The organism is Legionella cardiaca (assembly GCF_029026145.1).
Lineage (GTDB): Bacteria > Pseudomonadota > Gammaproteobacteria > Legionellales > Legionellaceae > Tatlockia > Tatlockia cardiaca.
Map to the genome: position 1 here is coordinate 1,507,698 of NZ_CP119078.1, position 19,576 is coordinate 1,527,273.

Below are 19,576 nucleotides of genomic sequence, written 5' to 3' on the forward strand. Positions count from 1 at the left end.
TAAGGTTGTATTGAGTTTTGTTGGGTCAAATGGCCCAACAGATTCAAGAACTTATTTCACCAGGCTAGATTATTCGCCGCATCAAATCATTACACACGTTATTCGTAAGCCAAGGCAATTTTTTCATTTTCTTGATGGCTAGATTGCTTATCATCATCCCGGCCTAAGTAACGAAGCGCTTGTCCTTTCATTAAATAATTTTCAATCGTTTCAAGACTTAGATTCTTGGTTTCTGGCATAAAGTAATAGGTATAGAAAAGGCCCAATAAACAAATTACGGCGTAAATCGCAAAAGTAAACTCTATGCCAAATTGGTTATGTAAAATAGGAAAACTGAAGACTGTTAACGTGTTAAAGCCCCAGTTACTTATAGAAGATAATCCCATTCCCATTCCTCGCACATGAAGAGGAAAGATTTCTGCCATGGCAATGTGTGGAACTGGACCAATACTAATTGCAAATGAGAAAATATACAGCGTTAAGCATAGAACGGAAAGATAAGAAAGTAATGATGCTTGATAAAAGGAAAACATACTTAACGAAGCCAAACTTATACAAGCCCCTGCAAATCCAATTAATAACAGTTTGCGTCTTCCTACCCTGTCAATCCAGCATATAGCTAAAACAGTAACAAGAAGATTAACGATACCAATTCCCATTGTCGCTAAAATTTGTCCAACAGCATTAGTGAAACCTAAATTTTTAAAAATTTCTGGTGCAAAATATATAATGACATTAATGCCACTCAATTGCTGTAAACAGAACAATGTCATTCCTAATAACAATGCAGGGAGCAATGGTTTTTTAAACATCATTGCCCAATTATGTTTTTGCGGTTCGCTTGCTAACGTCGCTTGAATATCTAACAATTCATTATTTATTGATTGATTGCCTCGCAAACGCGTTAGTGCCTTTGCTGCTTCCCTTTCTTTGCCAATACTGACTAGCCAACGGGGGGATTCGGGTAAAAAGAAAATACCAAACACCAGAATAAGCGCTGGCATGGCACTGGATGCAAACATCGTTCGCCAAGCGTGATGTTCAATGAGTAAATAATTTACTGAATAAGCACAAACAATCCCTATAGTAATTGCTAATTGGTAAATAGCTACGATCGCCCCTCGCTGATGCATCGGAGCTGTTTCCGCCAGATATAAAGGAGTGGTTACAGCAGCAGTTCCAATAGCAACTCCAAGAATAAAACGTGCAACAATTAATATCCATTCTTCCGCTGCCACAGCAGTTCCTAATGCACCCATTAAAAAGAGGAGACCTGCAAAGAATAAAATAGTGCGTCGACCAAAACGCTTGACAAGGCGGGATGCGAGTAAAATTCCTATGAGCATCGAGCCAATCAACGCCCCGAATGGTAAAGCAGAGGCAACAACCCCCACATCTGTGTGGGTCAAATTGAAATAATTACGTACCAAATCCAAAGATCCAGCGATGATTCCTTCGTCATAACCGAACAAAAAACCTGTTACTGATCCAATAATTGCTACCAACCAAGCCATTTTTTATCCTTAAAATAGTTCAATCCAATTAAGATACAGCAGCTTGCTCCACGGCAGCAGAGGCTAATTTTGTAATTTGCTCCCAACGTTTCTCTTTAACTTCATTAACAGGCAACACCCAACTTCCGCCCACACACTCTACATTAGCCAAACTTAAATAGTCCAGAAAGTTTTTTTCGTTAATACCGCCTGTGGCACAAAATCGTAAATCCGGGAATGGGCCATGAATAGCTTTTAGCATTGCTAAACCACCAACGACTTCGGCGGGGAAAAATTTGAAATGGGTATACCCCCACCGTATCCCCTCCATTAATTCAGAAATGCTACTTGCACCAGGAATTAAGGGCACGTGTGCATCTCGACCTGCCTGAAGTAACTCTTGAGTTAGTCCGGGAGTAATAATAAATTGAGCCCCGGCCTCAATGGCTTCATGCAATTGTTTTACTGTTGTGATTGTCCCAGCCCCAACAATTGCAGTTGGCACAGACTCCCTTAACAGGCGAATTGCATCCAAGGCTATAGGCGTTCTTAAAGTGACCTCCAAAACCTTAATACCCCCTGCTAGCAAAGAATTGGCCATCGGAATAGCATTCTCCAGTTCCTTAAGGACAATGACAGGCATTATAGGACTAAGCGAGAATAACGCTTGGGGACTTAACGACCAATTATCACCTATCATAAGATTCTTTCTCCATCATTTGTTTGAGGTAAGCAGCCGCTCCCAACAAACCAGGCTGTTCAGCCACTATCACGTAAGTAGGAATTTGACGATTGAAAACGCTCGATCTACCTTTCGCTTCAAAGCGAGATCTAAATTCGCTACCTTCTATTAAGGGTAATAATTTTGGAACTATACCACCGGCAATATATACACCACCAAAAGCCCCCAGAGATAACGCTAAATCACCTGCATAACTGCCTAAGCTGGCAAAAAATTGCGCAACGGTTGCTGACGCTAACTCACATTGTTGAGATAAAGCTAACATGGTAATCTTGGCAGCCGAAAGCGCTGTGACTTGCTTTTGTTGATAAGCAGCCAATGCCAGATAGATACTCTCCAAACCAGGCCCTGATAGCAATCGTTCACAAGACACATGCCCATACTGCTCAGTTAAATAACGTTGAATAAACCATTCTTGTTCTGTTTGTGCAGCCCAGGTTGCATGGCCACCCTCACCAGCTAATGGAACAAAACCATTGGCCGTTGGGATTAAGTGCGCAACACCGAGCCCGGTTCCAGCCCCAAGGACAACCATCGGCTTATTACTATCGGCAGTTCCATCACCAATTTGAATTTTTTCGCTTGCTCTTAATAGAGGTAAACTCATTGCAGCAGCTGCGAAATCATTCATTACTTGCAATTGAGCAATATTCAACTGTTGTTTCACATCATTGATAGAAAATTGCCAATGAAAATTAGTCATACGAATAAAATCGCTAGTCACTGGGCATGCAATGGCAATTGCTATATGTTTTATTGCAGAAAGCTCTTGATTTTCTTGGTAAAAATTCAGTGCAGCCGTTAAGCTTGAAAAATCATTGCAAGGATATACTGCGACCTTATCAACTAGCCAATTATTCAAATCAACACGACTAAATCGAGCGTTAGTTCCACCAATATCCGCAACAATAGCGTGGGTATTCAGATTATTGCTAACATTCCAATGTTGTGGATTAATCATTCCAGTTCTCGGTTGCAAATAAGCAGGATGCCCCTTGCTCAGCGCCGGTTAGCTGAGCACGTAAATGGCCAAAAATTTCTCGACCCATACCATAAACTGGCTCAAAATTTTCAATTTTGGCAGGTTGTCGCTGAGCTAACTCGGCATCAGAAACCAAAACTTGTAAGACACCATTTTTACTATCAATTTTTATAGTGTCACCTGTTTGAATTTTGGCAATCATTCCTCCTTCTGCAGCCTCGGGTGTTACATGAATTGCAGCAGGCACTTTGCCAGATGCTCCAGACATACGTCCATCAGTAACTAAAGCAACACGAAAACCCCTATCTTGAAGTACACCCAGTGGTGGTGTCAGTTTATGTAATTCAGGCATACCACAGGATTTAGGTCCTTGAAAACGAACGACAACAATACAATCTTTATTTAATTCACCTGCTTTAAAAGCATTCTCCAAATCATTTTGATTTGAAAATACAACGGCCGGTGCTTCAATTATTTCGGTACCTTCTGCCAAAGAAGATGTTTTTATGATTCCGCGTCCAATATTTCCCGATAAAACTTGCAAACCACCTTGTGATTTAAAAGGCTCTGCAGGCGCTCTTAATACATTCAAATCTGCTGACTCTTTAACGCCTTCGACCCAAATGAGTTGATTTTCCTGCAGGATCGGTTGCTGGGTATAATGTCTTAAGCCAAATCCCATGATGGTATGTACATCTTCATGTAATAATTCTGCCTCCAATAAGCTATGAATTAAATAAGACATCCCACCTGCTTGTTGAAATTGATTAATATCCGCATGTCCATTAGGATAAATTCTTGTCACTAACGGAATAACATCTGATAATTCAGCAAAATCATCCCAATTGATGATTAATCCAGCAGCACGAGCGATCGCAACTAAATGCATTGTATGATTTGTAGAGCCTCCCGTTGCTAGTAAAGCAATCATGCCATTTACCATTGCCTTCTCATCTACCAGTTTAGCAATGGGTAAGTAATTATCACTTAAGTGCGTAAGATAAGTGACTTGGCGAGCTGCTGCTTTTGTTAGCTCTTCACGCAACTTTGTTTGCGGATTAATAAAGGAAGCACCAGGTAAATGCAATCCCATTGCCTCAACGATCAATTGATTTGAATTAGCTGTACCATAAAATGTACAAGTACCAGGAGAGTGGTAAGATGCAGCCTCCACATCAAGCAAAGCCTCTTTCCCAACTTTCCCCTCAGTAAATAATTGACGAATTCGTGCTTTTTCTTTATTTGCAATCCCTGAGGGCATAGGGCCTGCAGGTACAAACACAAAAGGTAGATGCCCGAAACTTAAGGCGGCAATTAATAATCCGGGAACAATTTTATCGCAAATACCAAGCATTAAGCCGCCATCAAACATGTTATGAGACAAGGCAATGGCAGCGGACATTGCAATCACATCACGACTCATAAGGCTAAGTTCCATTCCCGGTTGACCTTGTGTCACACCATCACACATAGCAGGTACACCACCTGCAAATTGAGCAACACAACCTAACTCACTAATGGCCTGCTTTAAAATGGCTGGATAATTTTCATAAGGCTGATGCGCTGATAACATATCATTATAAGCAGATACAATAGCTATATTGGGTTTAGTCATCGCTCGAAGGTCAGCTTTATCTCGAGCAGGGCATGCAGCAAAACCATGAGCTAAATTTCCACATTGTAAAGTGCTGCGATAAGGCCCCTTTAATCGTGCTTTTTCAGTTTGCTCTAAGTAATGAGCCCGACTTTTTTCGCTTCGAATTCTAATTCTTTCTGTGACTTTCTTGATAATAGGTTGCATCACTTACCTCGTCCTAGGGGGCAAACATAACTTGAACATTAGTAGCCGGATGATGTAAAAACGCTCTTATCGGCATTTCCAGGGGATCTTTGCCATCAAGTGCTTTATTAAGAACTTCCAATTTTTTCTTACCCACAAGATGTAAAAAAATTGCGCGGCTTTTTAATAGGCGGGTCTTACTTAAGGAAATTCGCTTATGGGATGCTGTCTTTGGATTAACCATTAATGTTGTGCTTGCTTCATCAGCTAATCCATTTTCTATTTCATCACTACAAGGAAATAATGAGGCTGTATGACCATCTTCTCCCATACCAAGGATTACCACATCAAATGTTGGTAATAATGAAAGGCGTGCTTCGATGTCAAAACTGTTATCTTCATTATATAAACTAATAAATGTTGCTTTCGCCGCATTATGTTGCAATAAATGATTTCTCACCATACGCTCATTACTATCATTTTCAGCAGGACTTAGACAACGCTCATCCGCCAGTGTAATGACTACCTTTTCCCAACTTAAATTTGTTTTGGCAAGCATCTGGAACAAACCTAACGGTGTCTTGCCTCCGGAGACAACTAAAAAAGCCTGACCTCTTTCTGCAATTGCATTAGCTAAAAGAGATACTATTGTCTGTGCAAAATGCTGATTAAGTTGTTCAGGCTTATCAAAATGGTGTATTTGCATTTTATTCGTCCCAATTTCGCCCGCCACGAGCAAGCAATGAGGTAGCAGCAATGGGTCCCCAAGTACCCGCCTGATACGGAGCTGGCGGTTCATTGAAATTACGCCAGGCATCCAAAATACCATCAACCCACTTCCAGGCTTGTTCAATTTCATCGCGACGAACAAATAAGTATTGATTACCTAACATGACTTCTAATAATAACCGTTCATAAGCATCGGCAATTCGTTGTGACTTGAAGGTCTCATCAAAACTTAAATCCAATTTTGATTGTTGTAATTGCATTGTTTCGCCCAACCCTGGGATCTTATTCATAATTTGAATCTCTACCCCTTCATCAGGTTGTAAACGAATAATTAATTTGTTAGGTGTTAAATGTTTATAGATTGTTTGAAAAATATTGTGAGGCTGTGGTTTAAAGCAAATAGCAACCTCACTATGCTTTTTAGGCATACGCTTACCAGTACGTAAATAGAAAGGGACTCCCGCCCAGCGCCAATTATCGATATCAACCTTAAGCGCTACAAAAGTTTCTGTTTTACTATTCTGTCTTGCATCTGCCTCCTGAAGATAGCCCGGTACAGCCTTCCCATTGACAAAACCATGATGGTATTGCCCGCGAACGGTATTTTCCTGAACATTCGATAAATTAATAGGACGCAATGCTTTTAGAACTTTAAGTTTTTCATCGCGAATACTGTCTGCATCCAGATTCCTTGGTGGTTCCATCGCAACTAAAGACAAAATTTGGAGTAAATGATTTTGTACCATATCACGTGTCTGCCCAGCATCATCATAATATCCCCAGCGCCCTTCAACACCGACCTCTTCTGCGACAGTAATTTGCACGTGATCAATTGCAGTATTGTCCCAATTTGATGCAAAAATTGCGTTTGCAAAACGCAAAACTAACAAATTTAGAACTGTCTCTTTACCCAAATAATGGTCGATGCGATAAATTTGTTTTTCTTTAAAATAACGTGACACCTGATCATTAATGACTATTGAAGAAGCCAAGTCATGGCCTATGGGCTTTTCTAATACAACTCGTGCAGGCTCATTTGCCAACCCTATCGTGGATAACCCCTGACTAATCTGCCCAAACAAAGAGGGTGGCGTAGCAAAATAACTTACTGGCACATGCGATGCAGGTTTCGTCACTAAAGCTAATTTTTCATAATCAGTCGCCTGCAATAAATCGATTTTTACATATTGCAACCTTTGTTGTAAGCGCTGCCATACTTCGGTCTCAATAGGTGCGGTGACAAATTTTTCTAAATTGGTTTTAATATGTTCAGCAAAAGCTTGATTAGTTAACTCTTCACGAGCAGCACCGATAATTTGGGTTTCAGAGTGTAATAGACCCGATTTTTCTAATTGATAGAGAGCAGGCAATAGTTTGCGACTAGCCAGATCTCCTAATGTGCCAAACAAAATTAAGTCACAAGCTTTGTTACTACTATCCATTCTGGTCATGTCTAATCCTTGACTCTAATTCTTCTTCTCATAATGACTCTGTTCTCATCCAAATTAATTTACTAAGATTGAGTTTTTGAAAATCAGCGACTTAACATTTAGAAAGAGGTTAATTCTACAATACTAAAGGTTAGCGTCAATTAAATTATTCAAACGAAAATTAAGCTGCACCCTCATTATTCCAATTCCTCTTCCCATAAACTCAATTGTTTATATACTGAATTTTCTTTCACTCTCTTAAATTTTTGGGTAGCTAACTCAGAAGCAGGTTTTACATTTAACTGAAATCGCTTACAAGCCAGGCGAAAACGCGTTTCTATTAAATTGGCAAATTCTCCTTCACCTCGCATACGTGTCCCAAAAGTGGAGTCATATTCTTTTCCTCCGCGCATTTGACGTATCAAACTCATAATATGCTCGGCTCTTTGTGGGAAATGGGTAGCAAGCCACTCTTTAAAAAGCGTTTTTACCTCATGAGGCAACCGAATTAAAACATAACTTGCATGTTGTGCCCCTGCATCACTTGCTGCCTGCAAAATTTTTTCTATTTCAACATCATTAATCATTGGGATAACCGGCGCTACCATAACCCGCACAGGAATATTCATTGCAGATAAATGCTTCACCATACGAATCCTTGCAGAAGGTGCTGACGTTCTTGGCTCCATAATGTACTTAAGTTTGGAGGAAAGTGAAGTAATGCTTACAGCTACTCTTATTAAATTATCTTTCGCCATATCAGCCAAAATGTCACTATCACGTTCAATCAGCGAATTTTTGGTGATAATAATTACCGGATGTTGGTGTTCTCTTAATACTTCCAAAATACTACGAGTAATTTTTAGTTTGGATTCCGCCGGTTGATACGGATCCGTATTTGCTCCTAAAACAATGGGCTTACAAATATATCGCGGCTTATTCAGTTCTTTAATTAACAAGCTGGCCGCATCCATTTTGTAAAAAATTTTTGTTTCAAAATCGAGTCCTGGTGATAAATTCATATAAGCATGGCTAGGTCTGGCATAGCAATATATGCAACCATGTTCACAACCCCGATAAGGATTAATTGATTGTTCAAATCCAAGATCTGGAGAGTCGTTCCGGGAAATGACTGATTTGGATATTTCAGGCAAGAGGAACGTTTCTAATGGTGGCAACATCTCTTCTTCAAGACCCCATCCATCATCAAAATCATCGTAGCTTAGCGTTTCAAATCGGCCTTCAGGATTACTAAGAGCACCGCGATTTTTGGTTGGCTGTTTATTTTTCATAATTGACTACCTGGCAGGTACTTCACCAAAGTGCCCATAAGATATCACGTGATCATTCATTGTGCGAGTTATAAGGAAATGAACAAAGCATGAAACAGTCACAATATGAAAAAAACTAGGCAGCTTATTAAATTTTAATAAAAATTTTATTACGGTAAAGCACGGTTAGAATCAGAAGCCAGAACAGTGTATAGCTTAATGCATAAAGTAGTGATGCATTCACCGAGGATGCCCAACCAAAAAGATGCTCAGTAAGATATGATCGTAGGTTACCAGGGGGAATGACAACCATAATTTGAATTTTTATAAAAAAAACATGCAGAAAATAAGCAGTCAAAGCGTTAACTCCAAAAATTTCAAATGGCTTTGACCACTTTTTCCAACCTTTTATATCAATCAACCAATAACAGAAGCCTAAAATTAAGAGGGCTAATCCCCCTGTCCATAACACATAAGAGCTGGTCCAAAGTGATTTATTAATTGGAAACCACAAGCCCCATAGTATTCCTGCAATTGAACATAACACGCCTGCAATGACCATCCCTGTTATTTGCACTGAAGGTTTTCGCCTAGAAATTAACCAAAATCCTGCTAAATTTCCAATTAAGCCGGTTGCAATAGCAGGTAAAGTACTTAAAAGACCTTCCGGATCATAAAATTTACCGTATAAATGCGCTGATGAAAAAATTAGACGATCCACATAGGCAGCTAAATTTCCTTGAGGAGTTAGATTATTAGTACCGTAGCCAGGAACAGGAATAAATGTCATTAACAGCCAATATCCCACAAGTAAGGTTATTAAAATAATAAATTGGGTCGTGATCCGAGTGGTGAGAAACAGTAAAGCACACACTAGATAACAAATTGCAATTCGTTGTAAAACACCAAAGAATCGCAATGTTTCGAAATCAAAATGATAAGGAAATGCATTAAGAAACAAACCCAGTAAAAAAATAATGAAGGTACGACGCAGAATCTTAGGGAGTAATTCTTTGAATGTTAAACCCACCGCTTTGGATTTAGTCAAAGAAAGAACAAGTGAAACACCTACGATGAAAATAAAAAAAGGAAAAACAACATCTGCCAAGGTACAGCCGTTCCATTCTGAATGCTCAAGAAATCCGTAGACGGTAGAATTTCCAGGACTATTTACCAAAATCATTAATGCGATAGTTAGTCCGCGAAACACATCAAGTGAAAGCAAGCGGGAGGTTTTTTTTTCTGTGTCAATCATATACTTATTAATTTCTAAGCGATAAAGCAAATCTAGAGCATATCCAATAACTTTCTTTTTATAAACTAAAACTTACTCATTACAAGATATCCCTAAAAGCTCTAATCCACGCTCTATATCATCAGCCATCATAGGTCTTGATAGCAAATATTGACCTGTATGGGTGGTCCATTCCTCTTTGGCGGTAAGCATGGCATCTTCCCATTCACTCTTGTCATAATCTCCTCGACCAACATACATAAGAGCCACAAGCGTTGCTTGTTGATCTGGTCGCAAATTATTAATTGCCGTAACAACCTCTTGATAAACAAGATCATCTTCATAATCAGCAAGGACGTAGGATGCATCCATGTCATCCGTCACTTCCGGAAAACTGACATTTTCTTTTGCTTGAAATTGTTTGACCTTAAGCAAAATATCGCAGATTATTCCTGAGTTAAGATTTAACATCATACCCTCCTTAGTTTTTTACATCCTCTCTTTAACTTTATTCCATTCAATATCAAAACACAAAGTTAACTTTCAATCCGAAAAGTTATATTATTACACTCTTGCGAATAAAATTTGCATTTATTCCACTCAAAAAGCTTAAAAATGAGCATTTATTTTCTCTGCAGGCCTTCTTTTTCTTGCCTTTTTGTGTCCATTATGCGATCATCATGCTCCATTTTTAAACTAGCCATCGTATTAGTATGACTCCTGAAGAATTAAAACAGTTGATTGCCTCTCATAATAAGCTAAAAACAACCCATAATAATTTGCTTGGTAATTTCTCAAAATTAAACCCTCTAAATTTTGTTTGCCCACCATTTCCCCTAAAACAAAAAGAGTTTGAATTAAATAGCCCCAATATTGCTATCGCTGCAGATAAAGCGGCTTGTGCCGAGGTTGACGGGATTAAAGATTCAATTCTGGAACTTACTCGGAAAAATAAACACGCAGAGGCAATGCCTCTGCTGGAAAAGTTATTAGAGAAGCTTAATTATGAAGTAGTAGCTTTAAACCAAACATCTCATGCTGAGTATTTCAGCAAAACACCTAAACAGATCACAAGTATTGCTGAATTTCATCTCTTCCTCAGCCACCTTTATCGTGTTGAATTTTCAAGACGCTTAAATTTTAGCTTGCACTATGCACTGACTGGTGCCTTATTCACGTGTCTTGAACAGTTTTTACCCTTAGACGACAAGCCAAGTCTTATGGAACCACAAAAAGATTATCTAAGAAGGCGTTTTGCAGAATTACGTATGGTAGAGGCTGATTTTGCCAAAGCGTTAGAAGAATATAAAGAGATTCAGGTCGCTGTTAAAGAACATTTAAGAGATGCTCAAGCAATACTTAATGAAGGTGAGGCAAAAATAAATTTTGAAGCTGCAGTAGCCACGTTAGCCGACAAATTAAATGAATTGCATACAAAAGCAAAAAAAGATAAGAATTATAAAAAAGCGAGTGATGCCGCAACCATTTTATACGATGAATTACAAGCTGCACGTAAAGGCTACTTTGAGGATAAAAACATAGGTCCTATTGAATTCAGAAAAAAATGTGAGGATGCAGTTCGACTTGCTCACGGCGAATTAGACAACCATCGAGGATGTAAAAATTTGCTGCGTGATATAGGATTCTACGTTATATCAATTGCAACTTTCGGTATCGCACTTGTTGTGAATAGACTTGTTAACCAACGATACCGCTTTTTAGCGCCGGTTCCAACAGATTCATATCAAAAACTGGAGAATTTTTCTGAAGACTTTAAACAAGTAGAGGTTTTCTCTCACCCTAATCTCAGATAAGTATACTAAAAAAAAAAGAGCAAATTATAATCAATTATTTGCTCTTTTGTTTTTGCATTAACCTACTTTACATCTTCACATCTATACCCTTAAATACGCATAATCTCCGATAATCTAAATAAGTTACCATGAAAAAATTCGCTGCTATTTTTCTTTCCTGTTTACTGACGCAGATTGTAGAGGCAACAGGATTAAATCAAACAGAAGAATACCTTTCTCATTACATAACTACGCAAGCAAATTCACAACTTTCATTACTCGAAGAACTGGTTAATTTAAATAGCGGCACAACCAATATGGTTGGGGTACAAAAAGTCGGTGAAATTTTACGCCATCAATTTGAACAATTGGGTTTTAAAACTTATTGGATTGAAGAACCACATTCGATGCACCGAGCAGGAACATTGGTTGCAAAACGGATAGGTCATAAAGGAAAAAGGCTGCTTTTAATTGGTCATCTTGATACAGTATTCCCGTCCGATAGTTCTTTTCAGCATTTTGAGCACCATGGCAGTACAGCAACAGGCCCCGGCGTTATTGATGACAAAGGTGGTGATGTCGTCATTCTTTACGCCTTAAAGGCTTTGAACGAAGCTCATCTCTTAGACGATGCTACTATCACAGTAGTACTAACTGGCGACGAAGAAGACTCAGGAAAACCTACCTCTGTTTCGAGAAAACCATTAATTGATGCAGCTCAGCATAGTGATATTGCTTTAGATTTTGAATGGTCATTTACACCGGATACTGCAACAATTGCTCGTCGAGGAATAACCAACTGGACAGTAAAAACACAAGGAAAAGAAGCACACTCATCAGAAATTTTTAAACACCAAGTAGGTGATGGTGCTATCTTTGAACTAGCCCGCATTTTAAATACCATGCGAGGCACACTTTCTCGTGAGCCTTATTTATCATTCAATCCTGGTGTTATCTTAGGTGGAAATACTGTCAATAATGCTGAGAATAATGCGCAAGGTACAGCTTCTGGAAAAACAAATGTCATTGCAAAAACAGCAATTGTCATGGGAGATTTACGTTTCATTTCACAGCAACAAAAATCTAATGCAGAGAAGAAAATAATAGCCATTGTTAATCAGCATCTCCCTAATACCACCGCGTCGGTTATATTTAATGATGGCATCCCGGCCATGCCGCCTACAGAAGCAAATTTACAACTATTAAAAAAATACAGCAGCGTTAGTAATGATTTAGGATATGGAATCGTTAAGATACTCGATCCAGGATTAAGAGGTGCTGGAGATATCTCTCATATTGCAAGTATTGTATCTGCATGCTTAGCGGGCTTAGGTCCCGTTGGGGTTGGTGCGCACTCCATTAAAGAAACTCTCGATTTGAATTCTTTGACGATGCAAACTCAGCGCGCTGCCCTTTTAATGTATCGATTAATTAGTACTTAATAAAACCAGTATTATCTCTTAAAACCAATATTTTTTGAGACAAATTGGAATAATTCTCTAATCTGATCTATTAACTAATAAAGGAGGAAAATAAAATTTTTATGAAAACTATTAATATGAATGGATTGGAATTTTTACAATGGAAAACAGGCACTTTCACAAGATTGGTTTATATACTTCGCAGGCTAAATTTTATCTCCCTCTATTAAAATTGGTACTTTCTCAAGCCAAAGAAATTCACATCGTTTTGGATGGCAATTTTCATGTATTAATATTTAACTCAAAAGCCGAGAAATTATTCAGTTTTCCTGAAAAAAACATGTTAGGGAAACACCTTTTTTCCGTCTGGAAAAATGAAGATCTAAAGACTTTTCTCGACATGCAAATTCGCATGCAATATATCGCCTGCCACCCTTTAAAATTCAACATGATGATGGGCAATAAAAATATCATCTGGACCATTTCTTCACTTAAAGTTAAAGATGAAATCTTATTGTTTTTATCTAGTCCTGGATTTGAGAAAAATGGTTACAATGAAGAAACTAGTGATAAAAAATTATTTAAAAATGCGTCACATAGTATTTACTCAATTAATAAGAGTGGTATGATTTTAGATTGTCATTCAAAAAAATTAAATCCAAAGTATTTCAAGATTAGTAATATGGTAAAATCCCCTATCGAAAACCAGATAGAAATTGCTAAAATTTCGTCAAATGTCCCTATTAAAAATGCCCCCCATGTTCTCCTTGTGGAAGATAATTCCATTGCTTTACATCTTATTGAAACGATTGCCCGGAAAGCGGGTTGCCAGACAGAAGCAGCTGCAAATGGCGAACAAGCATTAGAATTAATAAAAACAAATAATTTTGATTTGTTAATCACTGATATTGGCTTGCCTGGCATGTCAGGTGATGATTTAAGTCGCTCTATACGCGAATGGGAAAAAAACTCTTCGTCTCCTAAACATATACCTATAGTGGGCCTGACTGCACTTCCTCTTTCTCAAGCTGAAGAAAAATGTTTCAATTCTGGTATGGATAAGATCTTAAGTAAGCCTATTTATTCAGAAACATTTCATGCGCTATTAGCTGATTTACTACCACCAGCTGGCAGCAAAGAAGCGTTTAGTGAAGAATCGAGAAGTATTTTAGAGGCTGGTTTGCCGCTAAAAGAAGCTGAGTTATTTCAATTAGATGAATTTTTATTGCTTGATATTAATCAAGGCATAAAAAATATAGGAAATAAACAAATATTAAAAGAGTTACTGCAAGTGATGGCACAGAAAGCTATCCCAGAAGACCGCAGCTACATTCAGCAAGCCTATAAAAATAAAAATTGGCACAAAATTGAAGAATTAGCACACAAAATGAAATCTGGCACTATTTATTGTGGCACAGTACGCCTCCAATACGCATGTCTCTATCTTGAACGGTATCAAAAATCTGGTCAATCCATCTTATTAGAAAAACTCTATCAACAGTTAATGTATGTCATGGACGAAACGGAACGCTACCTTACACAATGGCTAATATCTAATAGAGAAAATTATTCTCCAACAGATTAATTTCCTGCTTCCTTAATACTTCTTAGCCCCCGAACAGGAATATCAATATCATAAATATAGTGTTGAATAATTTGCTTTGCCTGCTCGCTGGTTAAGGGTTTGGTGAGCGCCCCCTCCATGAAATAATCGACACAATCGTATTTCACAATGTCTGCTTCAAATCCCGTTAATGCAATAATGGGCACACGATAACCGGAATCTTTTTCCTTTTTTCTGATTTCCTTTGATACAACATAGCCAGAAGTACCTTCTAAGCCTATATCCATGAAGATAAGGTCATATTTTCCGGGTTCAAACAAGTTAATCGCTCTATCACCCGAATCAGCTACATCAACATGGCAATCCAATTGCATCAATAGTGCTTGAGTGGCTTTTTGTGCAATAGAATTATCTTCTACCATTAAAATTTTAGGAATTTTTTTTTCATTAGCAAAATTTGTAATTTTGGGTGAAGATTGGAGTTTTACATTCTCCCCTTGCAACTGTTGTTTTACTTTGCTTAATTGTTCCTCTAAGCGCTTATGCTCTGTGACATCAGTTAATATTACCAGCAAGCCCTCAATGGTCTTATTTTTATCCAAGAGTGGTATTCTTGTTGATAAATAATAAGTCACCTCTTCGCCATTAATAACTGGAGCTTCTTCAACGTTATAGCTGGGTTCGCTGGAGAGCAACGCATTGATATCATCGCGCTTAAACAGCTGAGTACGCTCTTCAGACCATGGAAAATGATGAGTGATTTCTTTATAAGTTTTGTCGACTAAATCCTCAAGCCGATTAAAACCCAAAAGTTTTAAAAAATTATTATTAGCGCCCACAAATGTGCAATTTTTGTCTACAATGTAAAGAAGATTTGGCATGGCCTCAAGAATATCTTTAAAATATTGATAGATAATTTTAGGCTCATCCTTGTTTAGTGCGTGTGACATAACTCTCACTCTCCCAAGTTTACGCATATGCTTCTAAAGTATAGTACATAGATGAGTAACACGTTCGTGTAAAACAATGCATAAAAAGGGCCAGTAACGATATCATCTCACCGCTAAGCAGACTATAATCATGCTTTTTAATTACCAGAATTTAAATGATATTTTTTAAGCCCTTAACTAACCAAGATATATCCATTTTGCACGCCTGGCTTCAGCTTCCACATGTTCAAGAGTTCTGGGATGACGGTCATCGTAAATTGAGGCAAGTCAAACAACATTATTTAAAATATGATAATGTTATACGTTTTATTGTGATGATTGGCGGAGAACCCGTAGGCTATATACAGCGATATCCTGTCGAAAAAAACCATCCCTTCTGGAAATACACTCAATGCTTTCCCAGTATGGGTATTGATTTATTTATTGGAAACTTAACTTTCCTAGGTAAAGGATGGTCATCAAAGATTCTCAGTTGTTTCATCAAGCAATATTGTGCTATGGCTGCAGAGATTATCGTTGATCCTGAAACAACCAATTTTAAAGCAATCCGCAGCTATCATCGCCTTGGTTTTCAGAATCTTGTAGAAATCACCGCGAATAAAAAGAAATATCAATTAATGGCTCTTGAGCGTCAAATGGAGCACCCTAACCGAATTATGATTATTGGCAAACCTGGAAGCGGCAAATCAACCTTTGCCCTTACTTTAAAAAGAAAACTTGGATTACCAGTGTTTCACTTAGATAAATTTTTCTTTACTGCCAATTGGGTTGAGAGAAATCATGATGAGTTCCTATCTATCCAAAAGGCATTGATTGCCAAAACATTCTGGATTATCGATGGTAATTCAACTCAATCTTTTGAATTACGCTATCGTGAAACCGATTTATGTCTCTACTTTAATTTTCCTCGTTGGCTATGTTATTGGCGTATTTTCAAGCGATTCTTTAAAAGAAACGTCAGCATTGATGACAGGCCTTCTGGCTGTAACAATACAATCCGTTGGTCTCTATTAAAATACCTGTGGAATTATGAAACCAGGGTTAGCTCCATATTAAAAAAATTACGTGAACAGTACACTCATGTTAATTTTATTGAATTACGTTCAAAGAAAGATTTATTAGCGCTTGAAAAATATATACTCATGCTAGAAAAGTAAATGATTTTGTCTATATCATTAACAAGAATATTTTGAAATAATATAGGGCTAAATTTAGCTTTTAAAAGATAGAATTACCACCTATTCTTAACAGAAAATAATTAACTTGGCTGCAGAAACAATGTCAAATACCAACGTCAGAAAAATACCATCAACCTTTGCTAAATTTCTCGAAAAAATAGATGATAGTTATCGTCAACGTATGCACATGATTTCTTTATTTGACAAAACGCGAACGAGCAAGCTTAGTGACGGTAAAAAAAATTTCTTTGCGGGGGTTTTTTACCATCTTCGCGGTCACTTTATTGAGTTTATGTGGTATGTGGCAAACTTTTCTAATGATGAGTATACAAAGAAAATTATTCTTGAAAATATTCATGAAGAATTGGGCCCTGGCACGCGTTTTTCTCATGAAAAACTCTATGAAAATTTTGCTAAAGAATGCCAAGTAGATATTCATGATGAGATTGTAAATGAAACTCACTATCTACCGTTTGCTAAAGAATTTAATAAAGGGCATTTACGTTGGCTTGCCACACATGATGCAGATGAACGTCTTGCTACCTTTGCTGCTTATGAGCGATTAGATAATATTGATTATCATTACTTAACAGGATTTGCACAGTCTTTGAATCTCTCTTCATCCGCCTCTGCTTTTTTTCATGTACATATGCATGTTGAACATTTTGAATCAACAATAGGGAAATTAGCACCTATTTGGGAACATTCTGAAGATAAGGTTAAAAACTCGTTTAATTTTATTTACTCGCATCAATTAAAAATGTGGGAGGACTTTTCTGATATTATTTTTGCATAAAGAGTGTTGTTTACATTTGAGGGCAAGCCTAATCAACTTTAGGAAATTTCAAAATAAAATGCGCATACTCATTAGGCTTTCCCTTACAAAATATATCGCCGCCCGCAGCAGTCATCAATAATTTGCAATATGCTAGTCCTACCCCTGTTCCTCCCTTACGACTTGAATAAAAACTTTCAAAAATTTTTTCGGGATTTTTAATGCCCTTAGCCGTATCCTTAATATGCAAATAATTAAAATCATCCTTTTCCTCACCAGTAACGAGCCAAATAGTAATCTCGCCTTTTCCAATTTCATCGATAAAATCCAAGCTATTTTTTAATAGATTCCAGATTAAATTTTTGAAGGCTACTTCCTCAATCCATATGGAAAAATTTGTTTCCAAATTCAAATGAATTAATTCTTTTTGTCCTTTTTTTAAAGGATATTCCTCCAAAGCTCTTTCCAATAACTCTTTAATCGGTAAGATTAAAAAATCTTTAGTATCGAATTTATCACGCTGAATATTATTTAATTGCATGCTAATTAATTGATTACTCATTTCAATACCACGAGTGATCTTATGAAGACTTTCCTTCAGATGCTTACGTACTTTAGGATTTTTAAGTTTTTCAACAAACATTTCCTGTAATTCTGCCTGCAAATGAATACTCGCTAGTGGTGTGCGCAGGTCGTGGGCGATACTACCGGCTAATAAACGCATTCCTGAAATTTTTCCTTCCTGAATTAACTCCCTGTCTCGTGCAAACAAGGCACCAATAATTGCTGCAGCAGCAAAGGTAATAATCAGACTATAAATTGAGACATTTCCGGGCAGATAAACCACTGTATTGCCCATTAAATAAAAATAACTGATAAACGCTAACCCTACTCCTAAAAATAAGAGAATCAGAGCATTAAGAGCGCTGGTTACTAAAAGCAAAAAGAAAATGGCAGAGACACAATTCATTAACCATAAAGTTGAACCATGATTAAGCAAGGTTAAGTAGGTGAAAAAAAACGGCAAACAAAATAATAAAGTGATATACCAAAGAAATGGCAATATTTTAAGTATTCGTCCAGGCCAAAATTGGTGTGTTGCCAATAGCGCACAAAGAGCAGTTGCTATGATTCGAAGCACAAACTCTTCGCTGACTTGAAATATCTCAAATTTCCACAGTACACCAAATAAAGGGAAATTGATCATCATAACGATGGCAAATAAAGTAATTTGATGGCTTGCTTCTTCCGTCTGCTTTGCTAAATACAAATAAATAAAAAGCAGAGTTCTTTTAAGTGCCCTCATATTTTTGTTTTATTCATAATAAATTATGAATCCTTATCACTTATTTTTATGCTAAATTACTATGCGACTTCACCAGTATACCATTTATGTGTTTCACTTCTTGGTAAAGCTTTCACCCCATGACCATCAATGAACGCGACAATCGCCCATCTTGCGTAGGGTTTACCAATCAGGGTTTCATCCAACTGAATTACATCGTGCCATCCTGCTGACAATTCCTCGGTTTCAATTACCTGTGCAAAATTACTTGAAAGCATGAAAATTGCATGTCCCTCTCTATGCTCAACGAGTTTTAAGTTATCAGGACAGCTCCCAATCCTCAAGCCTGGTGAGCTTTCAGCAATAGCCAACGTAAAGGAACCTGCATCAAAATGCGGCTTTGCAAGATATTTTCCCGACTCTTGCCAGTCATATTTTAAGAACCTTAAAAGAAGATGTGCATGCTCAGTATCAAATACCTTTTTAACCACCCCAGGAAATTTTTCCTCTAGTGTGTGTAAAATATTGTACACGGTCTTATACGCTAAATCCCATATTGGTTTAGCCTTGGAGACAAAATCAAAAACGACAGCGTTTTCATTAAGAAAATCTCTATATTTCTCAAATAATGCAGGATGAAAGTGAAAAAAATCTTTTGAATCATTATAAATATGCTCACCAGCATTACGATGCTTAAATCCTACATCTCCTCGTCGATGCAATGGGGCAATCGAAAAATCAATGTGATTTTTAACAGAATCAGGCTCCTCTAAAAATTTAAAAAAAGCAGTGACGGCATTGGTCAGGACGCTTGTTTCCATTAAAAAAGGTACCTGTACATAACTTTGTTTTTGTAAAGTTTGAAAAATCAATTCAGTTGTCATGAGGCGTCCTAATTCTAAAAAAAAGTAACATACCTGAGCTAATAATAGCAAAAACAGGCACTGAA

17 protein-coding genes are annotated in these 19,576 nt (G+C 37.5%); 5 read left to right on the forward strand and 12 right to left on the reverse strand.

All coding sequences use genetic code 11. The annotated features are described in order from the left end of the window. Nucleotides 1–98 precede the first annotated feature (98 nt). From PXX05_RS06545 to PXX05_RS06585, 9 genes are all read right to left on the reverse strand, one after another. A complete protein-coding gene (locus tag PXX05_RS06545; protein WP_275090256.1) occupies nt 99–1,514 on the reverse strand; it encodes a sugar porter family MFS transporter in 1,416 nt (471 codons plus the stop codon). A gap of 28 nt (nt 1,515–1,542) precedes the next feature. Further along, entirely contained in the window at nt 1,543–2,193 is a 651-nt protein-coding gene (locus PXX05_RS06550; RefSeq protein ID WP_275090257.1) for a bifunctional 4-hydroxy-2-oxoglutarate aldolase/2-dehydro-3-deoxy-phosphogluconate aldolase, read from the reverse strand. Continuing rightward, nucleotides 2,183–3,196 carry a glucokinase gene (locus PXX05_RS06555; protein ID WP_275090258.1) on the reverse strand — a complete coding sequence of 338 codons (1,014 nt, stop codon included), beginning with the start codon at nt 3,194–3,196 and terminating at the stop codon, nt 2,183–2,185. Before PXX05_RS06555 ends, PXX05_RS06550 begins: the two co-directional genes overlap by 11 nt. Then, nucleotides 3,189–5,018 (reverse strand): phosphogluconate dehydratase, encoded by a 1,830-nt coding sequence (gene edd, locus PXX05_RS06560; protein ID WP_275090478.1) that lies wholly within the window; start codon nt 5,016–5,018, stop codon nt 3,189–3,191. The genes PXX05_RS06555 and edd overlap by 8 nt, the downstream gene beginning before the upstream one ends. A 13-nt stretch (nt 5,019–5,031) precedes the next feature. Continuing rightward, nucleotides 5,032–5,703 carry a 6-phosphogluconolactonase gene (gene pgl / locus PXX05_RS06565; RefSeq protein ID WP_275090259.1) on the reverse strand — a complete coding sequence of 224 codons (672 nt, stop codon included), beginning with the start codon at nt 5,701–5,703 and terminating at the stop codon, nt 5,032–5,034. Between the two features lies 1 nt (nt 5,704). After that, nucleotides 5,705–7,177, reverse strand: a complete 1,473-nt coding sequence (gene zwf, locus PXX05_RS06570) for a glucose-6-phosphate dehydrogenase (protein ID WP_275090260.1) — start codon at nt 7,175–7,177, stop codon at nt 5,705–5,707. A gap of 176 nt (nt 7,178–7,353) precedes the next feature. Next, nucleotides 7,354–8,448: a PA0069 family radical SAM protein gene (locus PXX05_RS06575; RefSeq protein WP_275090261.1), complete on the reverse strand. Its 1,095-nt coding sequence runs from the start codon at nt 8,446–8,448 to the stop codon at nt 7,354–7,356. Nucleotides 8,449–8,575: 127 nt separating this feature from the next. Next, a complete protein-coding gene (locus PXX05_RS06580) occupies nt 8,576–9,682 on the reverse strand; it encodes an acyltransferase family protein (protein WP_275090262.1) in 1,107 nt (368 codons plus the stop codon). A 72-nt stretch (nt 9,683–9,754) separates the two neighbouring features. Further along, the gene (locus tag PXX05_RS06585) at nt 9,755–10,135 is read right to left on the reverse strand and encodes a DUF3775 domain-containing protein (RefSeq protein ID WP_275090263.1); all 381 of its coding nucleotides are present in this window, start codon (nt 10,133–10,135) and stop codon (nt 9,755–9,757) included. Between the two features lie 239 nt (nt 10,136–10,374). On the opposite strand from PXX05_RS06585, the gene PXX05_RS06590 reads away from it, so the two are divergent. From PXX05_RS06590 to PXX05_RS06600, 3 genes are all read left to right on the forward strand, one after another. Continuing rightward, nucleotides 10,375–11,475 carry a hypothetical protein gene (locus PXX05_RS06590; RefSeq protein WP_275090264.1) on the forward strand — a complete coding sequence of 367 codons (1,101 nt, stop codon included), beginning with the start codon at nt 10,375–10,377 and terminating at the stop codon, nt 11,473–11,475. A 128-nt stretch (nt 11,476–11,603) separates the two neighbouring features. Beyond that, a complete protein-coding gene (locus PXX05_RS06595) occupies nt 11,604–12,896 on the forward strand; it encodes a M20/M25/M40 family metallo-hydrolase (protein ID WP_275090265.1) in 1,293 nt (430 codons plus the stop codon). A gap of 139 nt (nt 12,897–13,035) precedes the next feature. Continuing rightward, on the forward strand, nt 13,036–14,460 hold the full coding sequence (locus PXX05_RS06600; RefSeq protein WP_275090266.1) for a response regulator: 1,425 nt from the start codon (nt 13,036–13,038) through the stop codon (nt 14,458–14,460). On the opposite strand, the gene PXX05_RS06605 is transcribed toward PXX05_RS06600, so the two are convergent. Continuing rightward, entirely contained in the window at nt 14,457–15,389 is a 933-nt protein-coding gene (locus tag PXX05_RS06605) for a response regulator (protein ID WP_275090267.1), read from the reverse strand. The genes PXX05_RS06600 and PXX05_RS06605 overlap by 4 nt on opposite strands. Nucleotides 15,390–15,544: 155 nt before the next feature. Here PXX05_RS06605 and PXX05_RS06610 point away from each other — a divergent pair, with 155 nt between their 5' ends. Continuing rightward, complete coding sequence (locus PXX05_RS06610) at nt 15,545–16,546, forward strand: GNAT family N-acetyltransferase (RefSeq protein WP_275090268.1); 1,002 nt, start codon at nt 15,545–15,547, stop codon at nt 16,544–16,546. A 121-nt stretch (nt 16,547–16,667) separates the two neighbouring features. Next, on the forward strand, nt 16,668–17,363 hold the full coding sequence (locus PXX05_RS06615; RefSeq protein ID WP_275090269.1) for an iron-containing redox enzyme family protein: 696 nt from the start codon (nt 16,668–16,670) through the stop codon (nt 17,361–17,363). A gap of 28 nt (nt 17,364–17,391) precedes the next feature. Here PXX05_RS06615 and PXX05_RS06620 read toward each other — a convergent pair whose 3' ends face one another. Both PXX05_RS06620 and PXX05_RS06625 read right to left on the reverse strand, forming a co-directional pair. After that, on the reverse strand, nt 17,392–18,648 hold the full coding sequence (locus PXX05_RS06620; RefSeq protein WP_275090270.1) for a sensor histidine kinase: 1,257 nt from the start codon (nt 18,646–18,648) through the stop codon (nt 17,392–17,394). A 59-nt stretch (nt 18,649–18,707) separates the two neighbouring features. After that, on the reverse strand, nt 18,708–19,511 hold the full coding sequence (locus tag PXX05_RS06625) for a hypothetical protein (protein WP_275090271.1): 804 nt from the start codon (nt 19,509–19,511) through the stop codon (nt 18,708–18,710). Nucleotides 19,512–19,576 lie beyond the last annotated feature (65 nt).